At 44.3% G+C, this 20932-nt stretch carries 4 protein-coding genes; all 4 read left to right on the top strand.

The window, feature by feature from the left end:
• The first annotated feature begins 292 nt into the window (after positions 1–292).
• From U5O15_06035 to U5O15_06020, 4 genes are read left to right on the top strand one after another with little or no spacing between them, the layout of a single operon-like run.
• The gene (locus tag U5O15_06035; GenBank protein MDZ7860211.1) at positions 293–13957 is read left to right on the top strand and encodes an Ig-like domain-containing protein; all 13665 of its coding nucleotides are present in this window, start codon (positions 293–295) and stop codon (positions 13955–13957) included.
• Between the two features lie 12 nt (positions 13958–13969).
• Positions 13970–15856, top strand: a complete 1887-nt coding sequence (locus tag U5O15_06030) for a PorV/PorQ family protein (GenBank protein MDZ7860210.1) — start codon at positions 13970–13972, stop codon at positions 15854–15856.
• Entirely contained in the window at positions 15857–20173 is a 4317-nt protein-coding gene (locus U5O15_06025; protein MDZ7860209.1) for an anti-sigma factor antagonist, read from the top strand.
• Positions 20170–20904, top strand: a complete 735-nt coding sequence (locus tag U5O15_06020) for a ParA family protein (protein MDZ7860208.1) — start codon at positions 20170–20172, stop codon at positions 20902–20904. The genes U5O15_06025 and U5O15_06020 overlap by 4 nt, the downstream gene beginning before the upstream one ends.
• Positions 20905–20932: the final 28 nt, after the last annotated feature.

The raw sequence follows: 20932 nt of genomic DNA, 5'->3' as shown, positions 1-20932 counted from the left end.
GTTTGCCTTGTTGCATTCTGACCACTTTTGTAGTAATCTTGGTTGAAATGTGAGGCTAGTTACTAATAATACCAGGTTTCAGTTACATAAATTATACAGGTGGGCTGAATGAGTTGAGTTTGTTATTTATGTTGTATACTATTACTTAGCAATAGATTAAGTTGGATTTGCTACAAGTTTTGTTTCTAGATGTAATTTTGCTGTTTTACCTTAATAGCAATGTACGGATTAGAGCTTTTTTACTCCGTATTTGTCCGGCTAACTGGCATAACAATTGCCAGTTATAGTAAGGATGATGAATATTAAATTGAATAATTTTATTGCGAATCTCTGCCGGCGAAGCAAATTACTGCTGTTTATTTTTATCGGTTTAATTTTATCTTCAGCGGAAATTTTAAATGCTGCTTCGGGAAGCGGTACAGCGACGATAACTCCCGCCGACGATGTGACTGTAGGTAGTTCGGGAGAATGGACAATTACCTATATTGCATCTGAGAATTTTTCAAATGGAGAAGTATCTCTTTCTATACCGGCGGGGTGGACAGTTCCTCAGTCTTCTGACAGTTCCTCATCCGGATATGTAACCGTGTCGAGTGAAGGGATCCTGGCCGCTGACCCAATCAGTATTGCCTCGAGTGTAATAGTAATATCAATCGATTCACTTACAACAGCGGATACTGTCGCTATAGTATACGGGGACAGCACAGAATTAAGTTCCGGGCAGGCTGCAGCACAGAATTCCGTAGAGTCAGGCATTGAGTTTACAGTGAGTTCTGATCCTTCAGGCAGTTCTCCAGTAGCTATTTCCTCTTCGCCGGTATTAAATACCACGCCGGATGAGATTGATAGTATAATCTTTACTACACCTGAGACAAGCGTGATTGCCGGTGATATAACTGATAAAATAAGAATCCAAACAGTAGATCAATATAATAATCCGAGTTCAGTGTCTTCAGATCAGGTTGTGAATCTTTCTTCCACTTCTTCAGATGGGGAATTCTCTATTTCAGGAGGCGGCGGGTTCAGTGATACTTCAAGTGTTACAATTTTATCCGGTGAAGATACAACCTCGTTCTATTACAGAGATATTACAGTGGGAACCCCTGATATTACAGCGTCAGCTCAGGGACAATCCTGGACTGACGCTCAGCAGCAGGTTACAGTTAATCCGGGTTCTCCTTTAAATATAGAAATAACGCCCCGTGATACTACGATAACGGCAGGCGATTATGCAAGATTCATAATCTCAGTTGAAGATACATTCGGCAACGAAAGTCCGCTTTCATCTGATCAGACTATTGACTTAATAAAAGCAGGCGGAGACTTCTACGAGATTTATGATCATTCCACTTCGATATTAGGGACAGTTATTCCGAGCGGAAACAGCTCAAAAGAAGTGGATTATATGAACACGAATATGGAGATGAACTTGGGTTATCTGCTTGTGTTCGATGATGACAGCAGTCCACCTGATTTGAATCAAACAAATACTAATGTATATGTTAACAATGCCGCGTTTAACTCCGACTCTTCTAGTATTTCATCCGGAAATGACACGTTAACCGCAAACGGCACAGATCAGCTTGCGCTTACTGTGGTGGTACGTGACGAGTATAACAATCCGATCTCAGGGAGCACGGTACTCTTTGAGTCAACCGGAACCGGCAACGATATTACACAGCCGGCAGATACTACCGGCTCAGACGGTATCGCGGCCGGAATTATGACATCCACTGTAGCAGAGCAGAAGGTAATAAGGGCGACAGTGGACGGTTTATATCTAACAGACAGTCTGGAAGTCTTATATGAGCCCGGGGCTGCGGACCTGGCGGCATCTTCACTCTCCGGTGATACCAATGTTGTAACCGCAAACGGCACAGATCAGCTTGCGCTTACTGTGGTGGTACGTGACCAATATAACAATCCGATCTCAGGAAGTACGGTACTCTTTGAGTCAACCGGAACCGGCAATGATATTACACAGCCGGCAGATACTACCGGCTCAGACGGTATCGCGGCCGGAATTATGACATCCACAGCAGCAGAGCAGAAGGTGATAAGGGCGACAGTGGACGGTTTATATCTAACAGACAGTCTGGAAGTCTTATATGAGCCCGGGGCTGCGGACCTGGCTGCATCTTCACTCTCCGGTGATACCAATGTTGTAACCGCAAACGGCACAGATCAGCTTGCGCTTACTGTGGTGGTGCGTGACCAATATAACAATCCGATCTCAGGGAGCACGGTGCTCTTTGAGTCAACCGGAACCGGCAACGATATTACACAGCCGGCAGATACTACCGGCTCAGACGGTATCGCGGCTGGGATTATGACATCCACAGCAGCAGAGCAGAAGGTAATAAGGGCGACAGTGGACGGTTTATATCTAACAGACAGTCTGGAAGTCTTATATGAGCCCGGGGCTGCGGACCTGGCGGCATCTTCACTCTCCGGTGATACCAATGTTGTAACCGCAAACGGCACAGATCAGCTTGCGCTTACTGTGGTGGTACGTGACCAATATAACAATCCGATCTCAGGGAGCACGGTACTCTTTGAGTCAACCGGAACCGGTAACGATATTACACAGCCGGCAGATACTACCGGCTCAGACGGTATCGCGGCCGGAATTATGACATCCACAGCAGCAGAGCAGAAGGTGATAAGGGCGACAGTGGACGGTTTATATCTAACAGACAGTCTGGAAGTCTTATATGAGCCCGGGGCTGCGGACCTGGCTGCATCTTCACTCTCCGGTGATACCAATGTTGTAACCGCAAACGGCACAGATCAGCTTGCGCTTACTGTGGTGGTACGTGACCAATATAACAATCCGATCTCAGGGAGCACGGTACTCTTTGAGTCAACCGGAACCGGCAATGATATTACACAGCCGGCAGATACTACCGGCTCAGACGGTATCGCGGCCGGAATTATGACATCCACTGTAGCAGAGCAGAAGGTGATAAGGGCGACAGTGGACGGTTTATATCTAACAGACACTCTTGAGGTGTTATTTGAGCCCGGGGCTGCGGACCTGGCGGCATCTTCACTCTCCGGTGATACCAATGTTGTAACCGCAAACGGCACAGATCAGCTTGCGCTTACTGTGGTGGTACGTGACCAATATAACAATCCGATCTCAGGGAGCACGGTACTCTTTGAGTCAACCGGAACCGGTAACGATATTACACAGCCGGCAGATACTACCGGCTCAGACGGTATCGCGGCCGGAATTATGACATCCACAGCAGCAGAGCAGAAGGTGATAAGGGCGACAGTGGACGGTTTATATCTAACAGACAGTCTGGAAGTCTTATATGAGCCCGGGGCTGCGGACCTGGCTGCATCTTCACTCTCCGGTGATACCAATGTTGTAACCGCAAACGGCACAGATCAGCTTGCGCTTACTGTGGTGGTACGTGACCAATATAACAATCCGATCTCAGGGAGCACGGTACTCTTTGAGTCAACCGGAACCGGCAATGATATTACACAGCCGGCAGATACTACCGGCTCAGACGGTATCGCGGCCGGAATTATGACATCCACTGTAGCAGAGCAGAAGGTGATAAGGGCGACAGTGGACGGTTTATATCTAACAGACACTCTTGAGGTGTTATTTGAGCCCGGGGCTGCGGACCTGGCGGCATCTTCACTCTCCGGTGATACCAATGTTGTAACCGCAAACGGCACAGATCAGCTTGCGCTTACTGTGGTGGTACGTGACCAATATAACAATCCGATCTCAGGAAGTACGGTACTCTTTGAGTCAACCGGAACCGGCAATGATATTACACAGCCGGCAGATACTACCGGATCAGACGGTATCGCGGCTGGGATTATGACATCCACAGCAGCAGAGCAGAAGGTGATAAGGGCGACAGTGGACGGTTTATATCTAACAGACACTCTTGAGGTGTTATTTGAGCCCGGGGATCTAAGCAGATTTGTTATTTTACACGACGGGGAGGCAACTGCCGGTATCGGGGAAAATATAACATTTGAAGTTAGGGATGCTGATAATAATCTAAAAAGAAATTTTGAAGATACCGTAAAAATATATACAAATACAACAGACCTTGCCGACAGAATATCATGGGGGATAGGAACAGGTACAGGAACAATAATAGCGGAAGATACAGATACACTTAGTTACAGGTTCTCGCCAACTGACAATGGTGAGATAACCCTTCTGTTTACAGATAATAAAGCAGAGTCAATTATTATAACAGCGGAGTCGGGCGGCGTGATTTCCACTGGTCCGGGATTGTCTGTCGGTCATGCCCAGCAGGATAGAATAATTATAGAAAGCGGCAATAATCAGAGAGAAGTTGTTGGTAATCCCGCCCAAAATCCTATCATTGTAAGAGTTGAGGATGAATGGTCTAATCCCGTTGACGGCGCGGAGGTTATCTTTTCAGTAACAGATGGCGGAGGAGAGATTGATACAGATACACTGACTTCAGGGTTGCAGAACAATTCTTATTCTAACAGCAGTGGTTTGGCAGAATGCCAATCCTGGATTTTGGGTACTGTAAGCGGATACGAATCAGATCAAGTGCGGGCGTCAATATCTTCAGGTTCTGTTACAACGGTTTCCTTTTCTGCTACTACAGATCACGATATACCCGCGGCGATTACTATAGCGCCGCCCGGAGGAAATGTAACGGTAAACAGTTCTGAACGTGTTGTGGCTACCTTAAGAGATCAATACAGCAATTTGGTGACTGGAAAGGATATTTATCTATACATTAGAGATTATCCGGACGGCAATTTATCACTTGACGGGTCCAATTCAAACCCTACTTATTCTGTGGGAAGCTCAACCCGCTACGGAACAACCGACAGTACGGGAACGATTTCAGTTCTTTATAACACATCCGCGACAGCAGGTTTAGCAGATACAATGGATGCTTATCATAATCCCGAGGTCCCCGCCGACAGTGTTTCAGATATTGCTTTTACATCTGTTGCAAGTGGAGCGACAAGTCTTGATGTAATAAATATTACACCTCAGCCGGTAGAGGCGGGAGAGACATTCTCTTTCATGATAAGAGCTGTTGACAGTAATGGTAATCTGGATCCGGATAACAGCAGTCATATATCATTAACACCGGAAAGTGAAGGAGAGATTGTATTTAGTCTTTCAGATTTTGGAGCTGAAGTTACTGAAGGGGATTTAGTAAATGGGGAATTAACACTTTATGGAAGGGCTGAAAAGAAAGGTCAATGGAATATCGACCTAAGCGCCATAGCTCCGACGCTTACTTCAACTATTTTCAATGTAGATGTATCAGCTAACAGTACTATAGCCTCATATCAAGTCAATGCCTCCCAATCAGTTATAGCAGGTGAGGATTTTTCTTTTGAGGTAAGGGCTGAAGATTCTTTTGAAAATTTTATTCCGACAGCTTCGCGGTATATAAAAATTAGAGCTGTAAGTGCCATTGACACAAGTCAGTCCGCGGGGGATACACTGTCAATTAGTGCCGGAAATATTGTAAATGGAATATTTTCAACTAATAACATCAATTATAAAAAAGCGGAGCGCATAAAGATAGAAGTAACAGACACCGTTTCCTCTATTGTCCGCTGCAGTGATACTATAAACGTGGATCACACCCAGGCATATCAGATAATCGAAATTGCCGGCGATACCACATCCGTAACAGCCGGTGATTCCGTGATTATACGTTCAGCGGTCGAGGATGTTTACGGCAATAGAGTTGGCGGCGAACCAGTATCTTTCGCGGTCCTTGAAGGTGGCGGCAATCTCCAATCCGCCCAGGAGACAACTGACAGCGCAGGTACAACTTCTGTAACTTATTATACAGGCGAGTATGCCGGTCTTAACAGAGTCAGGGCGGCTATACTCGATGGTTATCCGGAAGGGCTGGAAACCCGTGTTTACGAAATAAGCACTGTGGCGGATAATGTGATATCTTATGTTGATTTAGTTGTCGGGGGGTCATCTTTTGAAGCGGGGCAGGTATTTTCATGTCAGGCGTCAGCGTATGATCATAATGACAACCTGATAGTATCCGACGATACAACAAAGCTTATTCCAGTCGCGGAATCATCCGGCATGCTCTTTTCTCAGGATACTCTGGTTTTGTCAGGAGGAGAGGTATCTTTTACCGCAGTTGATACAATAGCCGGAGACAACAGGATTTCGATTGAATCTCTTGCCGGCGAGGTGCTAAGTCCATTTGGTTCCTATTTAACAATCAGTCCCGCCCCCGCCTATAATATAGCAAAAATAAATGGTGATACAACAGGTGTAATCTCCGGTGACACGATTGAATTAAAAGTGAGTGTAACGGATAAATATTTGAATATTGTCCCCGGTGAAATCGTTCATTTCATTATCACCACTAACCTTGGAGGTACACCGGTTCTGATAGACGATAACGGTGATCCGGGTGACGGGTTGGACATATCGGATTCGACAGGCACAGCCGCATGCAGTCTGGTGACAGATATTAACGCGGGTACAAACGGAGTGGCGGCTACTATTCTCGATGGAGATCCTCCTTCAAGAGAGAGAACGGATTTCAATGTATCAACTACTGCCGGAAATATTTCCCGTTACGAGATATCCACAGGCAATTACACTCATACGGCGGGAAATAATTTTGATGTTGAAATAGTTGCTTTTGACATGAATGATAATATTGCTTACGGAGATGACACTACCCAAGTTGAGCTCAGCAGTGACGGGTCCGCTTTGTTTTCTAATGACACCCTGGTGCTTTCAGACGGCTCAGCGACTGTTATTGTTCATGATAATATCGCTGAGAGAGTAGTGTTATCGGCGCGGACACTTGGAGGCGGGGCGTTGAGCTTCAGTGATACGTTGACGATAGATCCTGATATACCCTCCGGAACTATAGGTATATATTCAGTAATACCCGATACTATTACAGCTGATTCCCGTAGCACAAGTGCTATAACGACTGATCCCATAACGGACACCTTCGGTAATATCGTTCAGGAAGGAACACAAATAACAGTTTCTGTAACTGACGGTTTGATATCGAGCGATGATATGAATACATCTCTTGCGGGGGTACAGAGAGTTTCCGGATCAACAGGGAGAATAAGTGTATTTACCAGATCATCCGGAACCCCCGGAGATGTAACGGTTGCTTTCAACAGCGTTGAAGGAAGCGCCGCCGGTTCGGCAAACCTTGTTTTCGCGCCGCAACCCCAGTGTCAGTACGGAGGATATTTAGCTCCCGCAGTTATCGTTCCCGACAGCAGCGCGGCATTTAAATGCCTGATAGAAAATGTCAGTCCCACAGGAGTGAATATTGACGGTTCAAGTAGAATTTCCTTTTCAGATGGTGTAAGCACGTTCAGCGCGGCTCTGGGGTCCAGTTATTTTATCCCGGGACTTTCTTCGGATACACTCGTATTTAACGAAAGCACTGTCCCATCCAGTTTATTTGGGGGAACATATACACCTAAGGTTACTGTTACGGGTAATGATGTATATTCTTCGGAATACACAACACAATTTGACGCGGGGTATAATTCTGTTTCTGTATCTATAGTTGAAATAGAGGATATCACACTGTATAAGACTATTCTGAGTAGAGGTGATACAAGCCAAGTTGATGTTACAGTTAAAAACGGCGGAGGCTCTGATGTTTTCGTAAATGGACTGCAGCTGAAATTCAGTACGGGTGATTACAGTTTGCTTGATAACTGGCAGCCTCCATTAGTTGACACTATCTCGTCCGGAATGAGCAAAACCTATTCAAGATTAGTTAGTGTTCTTCCCGGCTCTCCAGTGGGAATAGATACGGTGGATGCCACTGTTCACGCGACTTCGGACGGAATGGATGTTTATGATTATTCCGCTGATGAGAATATTCGAACCTGGCTTATTCAGTCAGCCGCAAGATTCACTTATCAAGCGGGAACTATACAACCCGAAGTGGTCTCAAGGGGACAAAGCCACGCTTTTTCGATATCCCTTGAAAACACTGGTCAAGCGGCGGTTATTATCGACAGAAATAATACGAACCTTTCTTTTTCTGACGGAACGGAATCTTTTACGGTTTACCCGGAAGTCGATGAAGCCCTGCCCGGTCTGGCTGTAACAGATATTGATTTTACTGCCGGCATGATACCCTCCTCGATGGATGTGGCAAAATATCCGGTACTGTTAACACTGTCCGGGGAGGAAAATGGAGCTGATTTTGATACATCTTTTGTCCTTGGTGATTCTGTAAATGTTGTTTTGCCGGCAGAACTTGACTATCTTCCCGCCTCTCTTACACCCGTATCGGTGAGTAAAAACAGCTGGGTATCATTCACCGCGGGTCTGTCTAATTCAGGCGGAGCGAATGTTATATGTAACAGCGAAAGCACTTACATAAGATTCGATGATGGCTCTGTTTACTATACTTCTTCTCTTAATGATCAGCAGGGAGACACTCTAAGCCCCGGAAATAATACCCTTTATTTTGAGTCCGCCGCCGTTCCCACGGATATGATCACAGGAAATTACAGCCCTGTTATTCATGTTGAGGGTTATGAGAACGGATTGCCTTTCACTGATGATATTTATCCCGATACTTCTATAACAATCGAAGAACCATCCAGGCTGGCTATTAACAGTATTGATGTTACACCTCGAGACCTGGTAACGAAAGATCAGCAGGCATACTGGACGGGGAGTATAAAAGTTCAGAATAATGGCGAAGCTGCTGTGAGACTTGACAGTGTTCAGTGTAGATTATATTCGGGAAGCAGTATTGTAACGGATGAATACCTGCTCTCCTATATCGATTTTAATCCTGGAGCGGAAGAACTCGGCGGCGGGCAGATTGATAGTTTTCAAGTTCGTTTCGAGGATGATACGTCAAATTCAATGACAACTGGTATGGTGGTCATAGAAGCTACAATATGGGGCACCGATCTCAATAGTCAGAACGAGCTTGTTGGTACAACTGAATATGGGGGAAAAGGCGATTTTCTTGTACAGACTCCGGGGATACCTGTTGTATCAGCCATAACAAGTTCGGTAGAGGAAGCCACTGTTTATCAGAGTAAAGACTGGTTTGTTGATGTTGTCTTAGTCAACGAAGGAGAATCGGACCTTGCTTTTGATTTTGACTCTACGGATACACATCTTACATTCTCCACATCGGATGATTTTAATGTTGTTTCACCTTCCGCTTTTGTATCCGGCGATACAATTTTATATGGTAATTCAACTGATACACTCCATTTTCTGATAGATTCCACTGGCAGCGTTGAGGGAACGTGCACTATCAATATCGCCGGAACAGCGAGAGAGATTAACAGTTCCCGCGTTATCTACCCTGTACAGGGTGATCCCGGAGTTACTGAAGATGTTTTGATTCAGCTGCCCTCCTTACTTGAAATTACCGGATTCCACGCCTCTCAGGATCCGGTTACAATAGGTCAGCTTAACGATTGGTATATAGACGTGAATATAGTGAATTCCGGAGGGTCGGATGTAATGCTTGACCTTTCCGACCATGATTCTTCCACGGTAAGTGTTCAGGGAGGAAGCGGGTTTGTTTTTGATTATCCAAATGAACTGTCAAGTGGAGGTGTAACTCTTAAGGCCTCCCAATCGGGTGTGCTGCGTTTTGTCGTCACAACGACGGGATCTGTGCTTCCCGGCAAACGGCTTCTTTCCGGATCTGTTGTGGGAAGAGAGATAAACAGCGATAATGCCGTTTATACTTACCCGGGAGAAGTTACAACTTCTGATTCCGTTACGTTCGAGTTACAGCCAAATCCGGAATATATATCCTCCAGTTTATCTCCTCTTTCAGCAAGCGCGGGAACAGAAATCTCAATTGAATTGGGTGTAGCCAGCCCCAATAGTGAATCCTCTGCTCTTGACCTTCATCCTTCGAGTACTTACATAACATTTGCTGACGCGGATAGTGATAGTTTCAGGGCGTATCTTTCGCCAGCGTCTCAGCATTTAGTTTCAGGAGGAGAAAGTGTTGTTTTAATTTTTGAGAGCAGCACAGTCGATTCAGCCATAGCCCCGGGTTCCTACACTCTTGCGGCACATCTTGAGGGAGAAGAAAATGGAAATCATTTTGAAACAGATATCTCTTCAGGTTCCGATTATATCGAAGTAGAAACAGCTCCCCGCTTAAGTATCACAAGTATAGAGAGTCCTCAGAGTGTCACGGCGTCGCTGCAGCCTGAGTGGGAAGTCAGAATGGTTGTTCACAACACCGGTGAAGCGTCACTGGATATGGATCTTTCAGCTTCGAACACTTATCTAACTTTTAATGTAGCCGGGTCAGGTGACTGTACGGGGGAATACACTGTCATAAATCCCGGGAGTCTTCAGAAAGCGGGAACTGATACTCTCGCGGGTAATCAGGTGGATACACTTCTGTTCCGTGTTACAATTACAGGAACGACAACGGGTATAGCGGTAATTGACGGTCATGTAACAGCGAGTGACGTTAACAGCGCGAATATCATAACAGATGACACATTCAATGGAGGGGAAGGATACGTTAGTGTTCAGGAACCCGCGATACTTGCTGTTACCGGAACAACTCTCAGCCAGAATACAATTACTTCAGGACAGACATCTATCTGGGAAGTTGATCTGCTTGTTGAAAATCAGGGTGAAGCTAATATAACCCTTTCTATGGATAGTACTTATATATACAGTAACTATAGTCTTTCGGTTCCTTCCCCGCCCTCAGAATTCTCCGGCGGAGGACTGTCTCTTGCCGGAGGAGAATCCAAGCATCTTGTATTTGGTGTCACCCCTTCTCCGGAGGTGACAGTTTCCGAGAATATTGAAATTTACAGTCATGTTGGTGTGTTCGAGAATAACAGAACACATTTTTTGAGCTTTGACACTGGCGTTGAACACACTGGTTATGGTATTATTGAGATACAAACTCCAGCTGATATATCAATTCTTTCACTTAAGAATACCGCCCCCCGATCTCCATTCGTTAATTCTGATCAGTATTTTCCAGTAGTGCTGGAGGTTGAAAACAACGGAGGCGCGCCTGCTGACAGCATCGGAGTCTCTCTGTCAAGCGACGGATCTTCATTTATTGAAAACCCTGTCCATTATATTGGTTCTCTCGCTTACGGTGATGTTGCCCAAGATACTTTCAATGTCAGAGCTTCTTCCACAGTGGGCAGTGAGAATTTCTACGCCGCGTTGGAATATGCTGTTGATACCAATTCCGGGCAGAGTGACATTACTATATTCTCTAACGCTACTGACAGCACGGCCGCGGCTGAAATACAAAGTTCCGGGGAGCTCGTTATAAAAAGAGTAGTTCCTTCACAAGAGTTTGTAACAGCCGGACAGACATCCGACTGGAATTTGACCGCGGTTGTTAATAATAACGGCGGCGCGCCTGTCACCTTGGATCAGCCTGACAGTGGTAATATCGTATTTTATAAGAACTCCATTCAACTGACAGATTATCTGGTAATTGCTCCTGATGGTTTTTCGTCCGGCACTTCCGGTTTTACTTTACAGGAAGGTCAGACTGATTCTCTGCGGTATCTGATTTCATCTACCGGACTTGATACCGGTACCGTTTCTGTGAGCTGTACTCTGGGTTGGAGAGATGAGAATATTCCGGATTCTTCGCAGACTCAGGTGAGCCGTGATTCCGCGGTAATTGTCAGGGAACCATCCGGGCTCAGGATTATTTCTATAGACAGCGATGCTCCAAACAACACGGGAGTTCAGAACACTTCAATAGTTAATACTTCTCAGGAATTTAATATAACGGCAACGATTGAAAATACCGGGGGAGATGATCTTGACAGCATCGATGTCGCGCTTGTAACTGACGGGACTTCCTTGATCAGCACTGCGGACAGCTGCCCTCAGCTCGGAACAGCCGAACAGGGCGTTTTTGTGTTTAACGTTACGGCCTCCTTAAATCCCGGAGTTGAAGTTCTTTCCGCTTCGATCGTTAAGGCTGTTTCTGTCAGTACGGGCGAAGAGATATCTCCTCTTCAGGCAGTAGAGTCGGCTGAGAATATCGAAATACAAAACGCTGCTGAACTTGCTTTGACTATCGGAATAATATCTCCCGCGGGAGCGGTTGATGATACCATTTCAACGGAACAGAGTTTTATTGTCAACGCTACTGTCAATAACAACGGGGAAGCTGAGGTTGATAATTCAGGCGAAATAAGCATCACTCTGCCCGACGGTTTTTCATTGGCGGATTCTGCCAGCGAACCGCTTGCAAGGTCATTTGTTGTGGATGAAGATATTACATGGACTCTGATTTCACCTTCAATCCCCGATCCCTCTGATACACTGAGTGTTGGAATAACCGCAGTCCCTATTGACGTCAACATTGACAAGCCTGCTTTCCGCGCTGAACCGTATGATAGTATTATTATTTTAACTGAAGAAAAGGCAATGGTTAAAAATTGCGGTCTGGCTGTTGATTCACCTCCGGGTGCTGTGGATGGGCTCTTATCGACGGATCAGGATTTCACCGTCAGGGCTTCTGCGACACCTTCGTCTAATTCCGATGAAGTGTGGCTGGAGCTGTTACTCCCCGGCGGATATTCAGCGGAAGGAGATCTCAGGCGTAATATCGGAAATGGAGAAGGAATTGAAAGATCTGTTGTCTGGAATCTTTCCGCGCCACCTGATGAAGATCCGCAGCCGATGCAAATAGAATTGACTACCGGCGGGAAGGATATTAATTCGGGGAGTTCCTTCAGCGGCTGTGTCAGTTCTCTGGAGGTTGAGACTGAATCTGCCGCTGTTATTGATTTGTCCGCGTTTATATCAGGTCCCGAGCAGGCTCTTGAAGGGGAGTTGTCTGTCAGCCTTCCGTTTAATATTCAAGCTGAAGTGGCAAATAGCGGAAGCGCGGGAGTCAACACGGATGAAGCGAGTTTGAAAGTTGATCTTCCTCCCGGTTACACCTTTGTTGACGGAGACAGTATAAGGCAATTTTCTATAGGAGAACCTGTAACATGGAATTTAAAGGCTCCTTCTTCTATGTCGCCTCCGGGTAATATACGTGTTCATTTCAGAGAACCTTACGCTATTGACGTCAATACGGACAAGGCCGCTCAAATTGGAACAGGAGAAATATCAATTCCTGTGAAAACAGACGCGGGTATTGTCTCGATGAGTAATATTTCAAAGAATGACACAATCGCGATTCCGCCGCACGTGGTACCGCAGGGAGCACGTAACGTCCCTATGCTCAAGGTTTCTTTTAGAAACATGTCGGCTTACACAGTAGGACTCGACACACTTTTCGTAACTGTTCGCGACGTGAACGGTCTGGATGTCGAGAATCCTTCGCAGGTAGTTGACAGCGTAAGTTTTGTTGCCGGAGAGGTTAAATATTCAACGAGAGCAACAGATGTAAATCCCGTACCGGTTATCGTGGATCACGCTTTTACGATTAATTCGACCGACAGCGCCGCGGCAATTCTAGAAGTTGACATCGCGAGCGGCGCCCCGGCCGGCGGCATGAGAATTGAACTTGTCAGTAATGACGATGTTAGATTATCTATAGGCGGAGAAAGCACCCCCGTCAGTGTAGTCTGGAGCGGAGATGATGATGAAATAACAGGACATTTCTTTAATACTCCGTTTACGATAATGAGCAGCAATTTCTCCGAATACACGCATAACTATCCAAACCCCTTCAGAGCTGGAAGCGAGGAAACACAAATCGCTTATTTCCTTACTGAGAATTCAGATGTGCAAATAAGGATATATGACTACACAGGTGAACTTGTGTGGTCTAAGGATATCGCTTCCGGCGGCGTTGGAGCTACAGGCAGTACAGATAAGATATATCACAGTACTCCGTGGGATGGAAGAAATGGAAGGGGGAATATAGTAAGGAACGGGGTATATATATGTAAAATTACGGCGGGTTCTAATTCAGCGATTTTCAAGATAGGGGTAGCAAAGTAGAACGGTATTAACATGAAAAGATCAATAATTCTGATACTGATAGTACTGCTTGCCGGGGGCAAAAGTATGTCCGCTGAAGTGGGTACGGGAGGAACAAGGTCTGTTTTTACACTTGGAGCGGGTTCACGGGCAATTTCTCTCGGCGGTGCATTTACCGCTGTCGGCGATGATCCTTCCGTTATTTATTACAACCCGGCCGGGCTGAAGTTGAACAAATATACGGGAATAATGGCGAATCATATCCAGCTTTTCTCCGATTTCAGCGGCTCCACTTATGATTTTGTCGGAGCAGTATATCCCACTCTTTCAGCGGGCGCCTTTGGGATCGGGATAATGACAACAGGGACTGACGGAATACGAGAATTTGACAGATTCAGCAGGGAACTTGGAGAAATCTCTTATCGCGAGAGCCAAGGGATATTGGCTTACGCCTTTGATTTGCCCTATGAGCTGTTCGGGCGATTTACATTCGGAACTTCACTGAAGGTGTTAAATCAGAGTATGGGTGATTATTCAGATACGGGGGCGGGGATGGATGCCGGCCTTTTATACAGGGTCTCATATATGAGAGGTTTTGTTATTGGCTGCAATATTCAGGATATCATGGGAGCTGAAACCAAACTTGTCTCTATCAGCGAAAAGGTCGACAGAACGATGATGTTCGGAGCGGGCTACACTTACGAATTTAAAAACGGGTCGTCCCTTATGGCAACAGCTCAAATGGATATACCGGAAAGGGCCGATAAGGATATAAGGTTCGGTCTTGAATATAATTTAAAAGATATAGCAAGTTTCAGGGTTGGTTTTGATTCTGAACAAATAACAGCCGGGATAGGATTCTCGTGGCAGGGGTACACTGCCGATTACGGGTATTTCAGCCGTGAGGAAGCCGGATCTTCACATCCGGTTTCGATATCGGTCAATATTGGTGAATCAGTTGACGAAAAGAGGGAAAAGGCCGAAGAGCGCAGAAGAGCGGAGGAACGAAGGTATCTTAAGAAGGTTATTGATCGAAGATTCAAAAACCATTTGGAAAAAGCAAAATCGCTCAGAGAGAAGGGTGAATTAGCAAAAGCTTATGACGAGTTTAAAATTGTGCTCGAATATGATCCGTCAAACGACGAAGCTTCCAGAATGATTGCTGAGTTGGAAGATGAGCTAGTCAAACAGCAGCAGGAGGAAATAGAATCCGCTGAGAAACAGGTTCTTATAGAGCGTCATTTTAAACTGGGATTGAGATACTACAGAAACAACGAATATCTTCTTTCGAAAGAAGAATGGAATTCTCTGCTTGAAATTGATCCTGATAATAAGAAAGCGCTGGAATATATAGCCAGAATAGATGAAAAGCTTTCCAAGCAGATAGCGGAGCACAGGGAAAGAGCTATCGAGTATGAGAATAGTGATAAATATGCCGAAGCAATGGATGAATGGAATATTATAAAAACACTCGATCCGGAAAATAAAGAAGCCGAGAAAGGATCTCAGAGGCTGAAGAGGAAATTGGAAACACTGAGTGTTAATTTGGATTCAACCAGGATGAAGTTAAAAGCAATTGATATCTTCGAAAAGGCATTGAACGATTTCAGTATTGGAAACTATCGCGAAGCAGCTGAAAAGCTCAAGCGGGTATTGGAGATTAACCCTGATCACCGGGAAGCGGGAAAGCTTCTTGATAGAACCCGCCGCCGACTGGTTCCATTAGACGATAAAGAAAAAGATCAAATACGGAAATTGTATATCAGAGGTATGGAATACTTTGCTCAGAGGGAATACGGATCGGCAATAGAAGTTTGGAATAAAATTCTGAAGATCGATCCGGAAAATGAAAGTATAAAAAAGAATATTAAAGAAGCTGAAGACAGGTTAGAAATGATTAATTCGGGGAAGAATGATTAATTGAAGAAAAAGAACCTGAAAAAAGAGAAAAATTTTCATCTCGAGTTTCACGCTGACGAAAACAATCTTGGTGACATAAGGGATTATATCTCGAATATTTGTCTGCAGGCGGGATTTAGCAAGCGGGAGATAAATAATACCAAACTAGCCGTAGATGAAGCCTGCACAAATATCATTAAGCATGCCTACGTTGGTAAATCAGGTAAGATAATTGTTGATATTAGAGCTTGGCCGGGAAATGTTGAAATTCATCTCCGTGACAGGGGAAAACCTTTCAACTGGTCGGGTGTTGAAGATCCGGACCTTGAAGAATACGTTGAAATGGGTAAACGGGGCGGGCTTGGAATATATCTGATGAACCGTCTCATGGATCACATTAGGTATGAATCTTCCAGCGGCGGCAACCATCTGATAATGAGTAAGAGTTCAGAAGCATTCCAGCAGGATAAGAGATCCCGACTTGTCTCGCTTAAACCAAGATGGACTCAGACACTTAGATTTAAATTTCTATTAAGGGCTTCAGCTGGTTTTTCCGTGCTTATTGCCGTTATCGGTATTTTACAATTCATAAGCCAGACACGTGAACTTGAGAACAACAGACAGAAAGCCTGGATGCAGATAAGAAATTTCGCGCGCACGCTTGAGTTAAGAAGTGAAAACGCTCTTGTGCTTGATGACTTATATCACCCTGAATACAGAAAGCTAAATGAGTTTATTCACGATGGAATGAAATCTCACCCCGAAATCGAGGCTATGAGGGTCGTAAACAAAGAGGGTGTTATAGTCTCTTCGAGCGTAGCTGATGAATTTGGACAACCTATTGAAAATCTCCCCGGTGCCGGAGATTTTTCTTCATATGGGAAATGGGTTTCCATGAAAAAGAATGAAGAGAATATCAAGGCATATCATTTGCCCGTTATACTTTCAGAAAAGAATGACGATAAAAGAATTAATTTGGGATATCTCGTTATGGAAGTATCAGCCCGGAAGATCGAAAGAGGCATCCAGGATCAAAGGTATAAGCTGATTGTTATTCTTTTAGGAATATTTGTAGCCGGAATAGGCCTTATTTACCTTCTTGTATCGATATTTATCAAACCTATACAAACTCTTACTGATGGAGTTTTAGCAATTGGCGAAGGGTCTCTCGAAGATGAACTTGACATAAAAGGTCCGAAAGAAATAGGAGCCATAGCGAAGGCCTTTAATGATATCACGGCAAAATTCCGCGTGGCCCAGGAAAGTGTGGTAGAAAAGGAAAGAATGCAGAAAGAGATGCAGGTTGCTCAGGAGATACAGCATTCTCTTCTTCCCCGGAAAGTGCCTGAAATAGGCGGATATGATATCGCAAGTTACTATAAAGCCGCAAAGGAGGTTGGCGGCGACTATTATGATTTTGTAAATGTTGATGAGGATACCGTTGGAGTTGTTGTGGCGGATGTCTCAGGTAAAGGAGTGCCGGGTTCCCTTGTGATGACTATGATTAGGACCGCGTTGAGAATGGAGGCAAGAGGGAATCGTTTAGCTGCCGATGTTATGGCTAAAATGAATGAGTTTGTCACGGATGACATGAAGAAAGGAATGTTTGTAACGATATTTTACGTAATTCTTGATTCAAGAAACAGGGTTATCAGTTATGCAAGTGCGGGGCATAATCCGATGATTCTTTACAGAGCCAGTACGAATGAAACCTTCTATCTGAATCCAAGGGGATTTCCGGTAGGAATAAATCTCCCGGATGACAAGCTTTTTCGAAAATCGATAGATGTTGAGAAGATCAAGCTGAAGAAAGACGATATGCTTCTTATATACACAGACGGTGTTACCGAGGCAATGAATGTAAATAGAGAGCAGTACGGCGAGAAAAGGCTTCTCAAACTCATGAAAGAAAGCGGCGGAAAATCACCTCAGGAGTTTCTAGACAGTTTAAGTGAGGATATTGATAGGTTTACGGGAGAATATCCGCAGAATGACGATATTACAGTTGTTGCCTTCAAAGAAAAATATGTGGCCGATGAAGTGTTGTCCGGTATTAGGAAAAAACTCTTGGATCTGGTAAGCGTTGAAGGAATATCTGTTGCAGAGGCCTGCAGAAAGATGAAAGTCTCTCCTTCGACATATTACAGATATAAGAAACGTCTTGAGTTGCTGGGTGAACGCGGACTGAAGAATAAAAATCTAAGAGAGGATCAGGATCTAAGGCGTTTCAGTAACGAACAAAGAGCAAAATTGATGGAAATAGTAAAACAGGATCCCAAGTTTGGCCCTAAAAGGATTGCGGACAGATTTAATGAGGGAAAAGCCGAGGAGAACAAGATTACTTCCTCATTGGTATATGAAGAACTGAAGAGAATGAGGCTGAACACATACGAGAAGAGAGCGGAATATTTAAAGAGAAGCGGGATAATATTCGAAGGTGAGCGAGAAGTTGAATCTAAAGATATTGATAAAGCAAAAAGAGAGACTGCCGGCATAGAAGAAGAAAAGAGTGAGAGTTACGTTTCACCCGATCAGAAAGAAACTGCTGACAAGCTGCCTGTTGCTTCGAAAACTGATTCGGGAGAAGCTTTTAAACCCGGCGTGACTGAAACTGTTGAGGGTAAAACAAGTAGAGAAATTGAATATCAAGAAAACATTGAGGAAATGGAATATGGGACAGATTCGGTTGTAAATATTGAAGATGAAAAATACAATGAGGATATAACCATTCTAAAAGTATCCGGCCACCTCGATTCTTCCTCTACAGGTGAATTAGAAAATATTATGGAAAACCTCTTTGAAGAGGGAGCAACTAATATAATTGTTGATTTGAAGGACGTTACTTATATAAGCAGCGGTGGATGGGGTGTATTCGTGGGCCGGGTGAAAAATTTAAGGGAGAAAAAAGGTGATGTTGTATTAGTCGGGATGTCCCGGGAAGTATATGACATATTTGAATTGCTGGGCTTTATGGATATCATTATGCAGTTCCGGTTGAAAGAAGATGCCTTGGATTATCTGTCACTTCCATTCAAGGAAAGGCAGAAACACTTAAAAGTTAAGCAGAAGAAATACAGGAAGAAGAATCCTGAAAAGACACCTATTTCAGAAGGGCTGGATATTGAACATGCTGATATGATTCCATTAAGTATAAAAGCGGGATCGGTTGGAGAGAGCGGGGAGATTACCGTCCTGGAACTAAACGGTATAATTGACACAGTGAGTTCCGTTAAATTAAGTGATATATTTGAACGAGTATTACAAACGGGGTCTATAAAGATTGTGGCTGATATGTCCGGCGTGGAATATATAAGCAGCGCCGGCTGGGGTGTCTTCGCTTCAAGGGTTGAAGGATTGAGAAGAAAGGGCGGTGACCTTAAGATATTCGGGATGGATTCAGAATTAAACAGGGTATTCACAATGCTCGGATTTGATGATCTTATGCGTTCCTTTAATGTGATGGCTGAAGCGGTAGAGGATTTCGATGTTGAAATTGCGGCAGCCGGGTACGATGAAAACGATCTTGAATCGGAACCTGCTGTTGTGGCTGCCGACCATAGTAACACCGGTGCAGAAGGGTACTCATTTGGAGTCAATCTCGAGAGAGTCAAAGATTCTGGGAGTGAAGGTGTAATACTTGAAGTAGAAGGCGCGATAGATGCTTCAAGTAATGACGAATTCAATAGAAGTCTCGAAGAATCACTCGCCGGTGATCCCGACTTTCTGATTGTTGATTTATCAAATGCGGTATATATAAACAGCAGCGGATGGGGAAATATTGCCAGATACGCACAACAACGAATGAAATCAGACGGAATGAAATTAGCTCTTTCAGGAATGAATTCTGCAATATTCAATATTTTCACAGACCTCGGGTTTGAAGACCTTATTCCTCATTTTACAAACACGGAAAGGGCTGTTGAAGAGCTTAGAGTTACAGAAGGTGTGGGCGCTTCCTCAAATAATAGAAATAAAGGAGCAGATGAGGAAGAGATATCAGAAGAAATAACACAGAATAAAGTTGATCATACCGACGGTATAGAGAGCAGCAGAGAGGAAGAGAAAGAAAAGCGGGAAAAAGAAATTATCTACTCATCCAATATTCAAAAAGACGGTTATATTGAGTCAGACACAGCTAAACAGGAGGATGAGAATTCCTATTTAAAAGATTTGTCAGAAAAAGAGGAAACTACTTCCGGCTCAGATATTGACGTTGAAAAGGAAAAGATAGACAGGCTGGAGGATAAAGACAGCAAAATTAGAAATATCGGATGGGACGCTTATGGCAAAAAGCTTTCAAAGAAGAATAAAAAGGGAGATAAAGGAACCGATAAATGAAAAAATACGCTATAATGACGATGAAGGGTGGAACGGGCAAGACGACCACAGGTGTCAACCTTGCTCATGGACTAGCGTTGAGCGGAAAAAAGGTGCTGCTTATAGATTGTGACCCGCAGCGGAACACTTCAATCACTTTTGGTAATCAGGGAAAAAGAGGACTTTCAAGTCTTTTGCGAACCGGAGATGTAGATATTATGCTGGTGAGGGACAATCTCTTTCTTATTGATTCAGGGGGGAAGGATCTTATGGAGGTTGAACTTCTTCTTGGAAGTCAGCAGAATCGCGAAAGGAGAATGTCGAAGGCCCTTTCTAATCTCAAGGGACCTGATTTTGTTATATGTGATTGTCCCCCTTCATTGAACTTGATAAACATAAATGTTCTGGCCTTTTCCAATGAAGTCATAGTTCCCGTTTCTCTTGATCATCTTTCTAAAGTTGGATTAACTCAAACGATTGAAATGATAGATGAAGTTAAATGGCATGCTCCAAAGAGGACAATTAACTTTATTGTTCTTCCCACTTTCTTCGACTCACGTACAAATATTTCAAAGATCGTTCTTGAAGAGATCAGATCAAAATATTCTGAAAATATATTCAAAACTGTGATTAGAGTTAACACCGCTCTGAGAGAAGCTCCGGGCTTTAACAAAACCATATATGAACATGCCCCCCTCTCAAGAGGCGCTTTTGATTACTACCGTCTAACCGAGGAGATACTGAATATTTGACAGGGTTGAATGAGGGTTTGACACTGCT

Source organism: Candidatus Krumholzibacteriota bacterium (genome assembly GCA_034520215.1).
Lineage (GTDB): Bacteria > Krumholzibacteriota > Krumholzibacteriia > Krumholzibacteriales > WJIX01 > JAGHBT01.
Note: the sequence above shows the minus strand (reverse complement) of the source record. Positions and strands in the feature narration are given on the sequence as shown.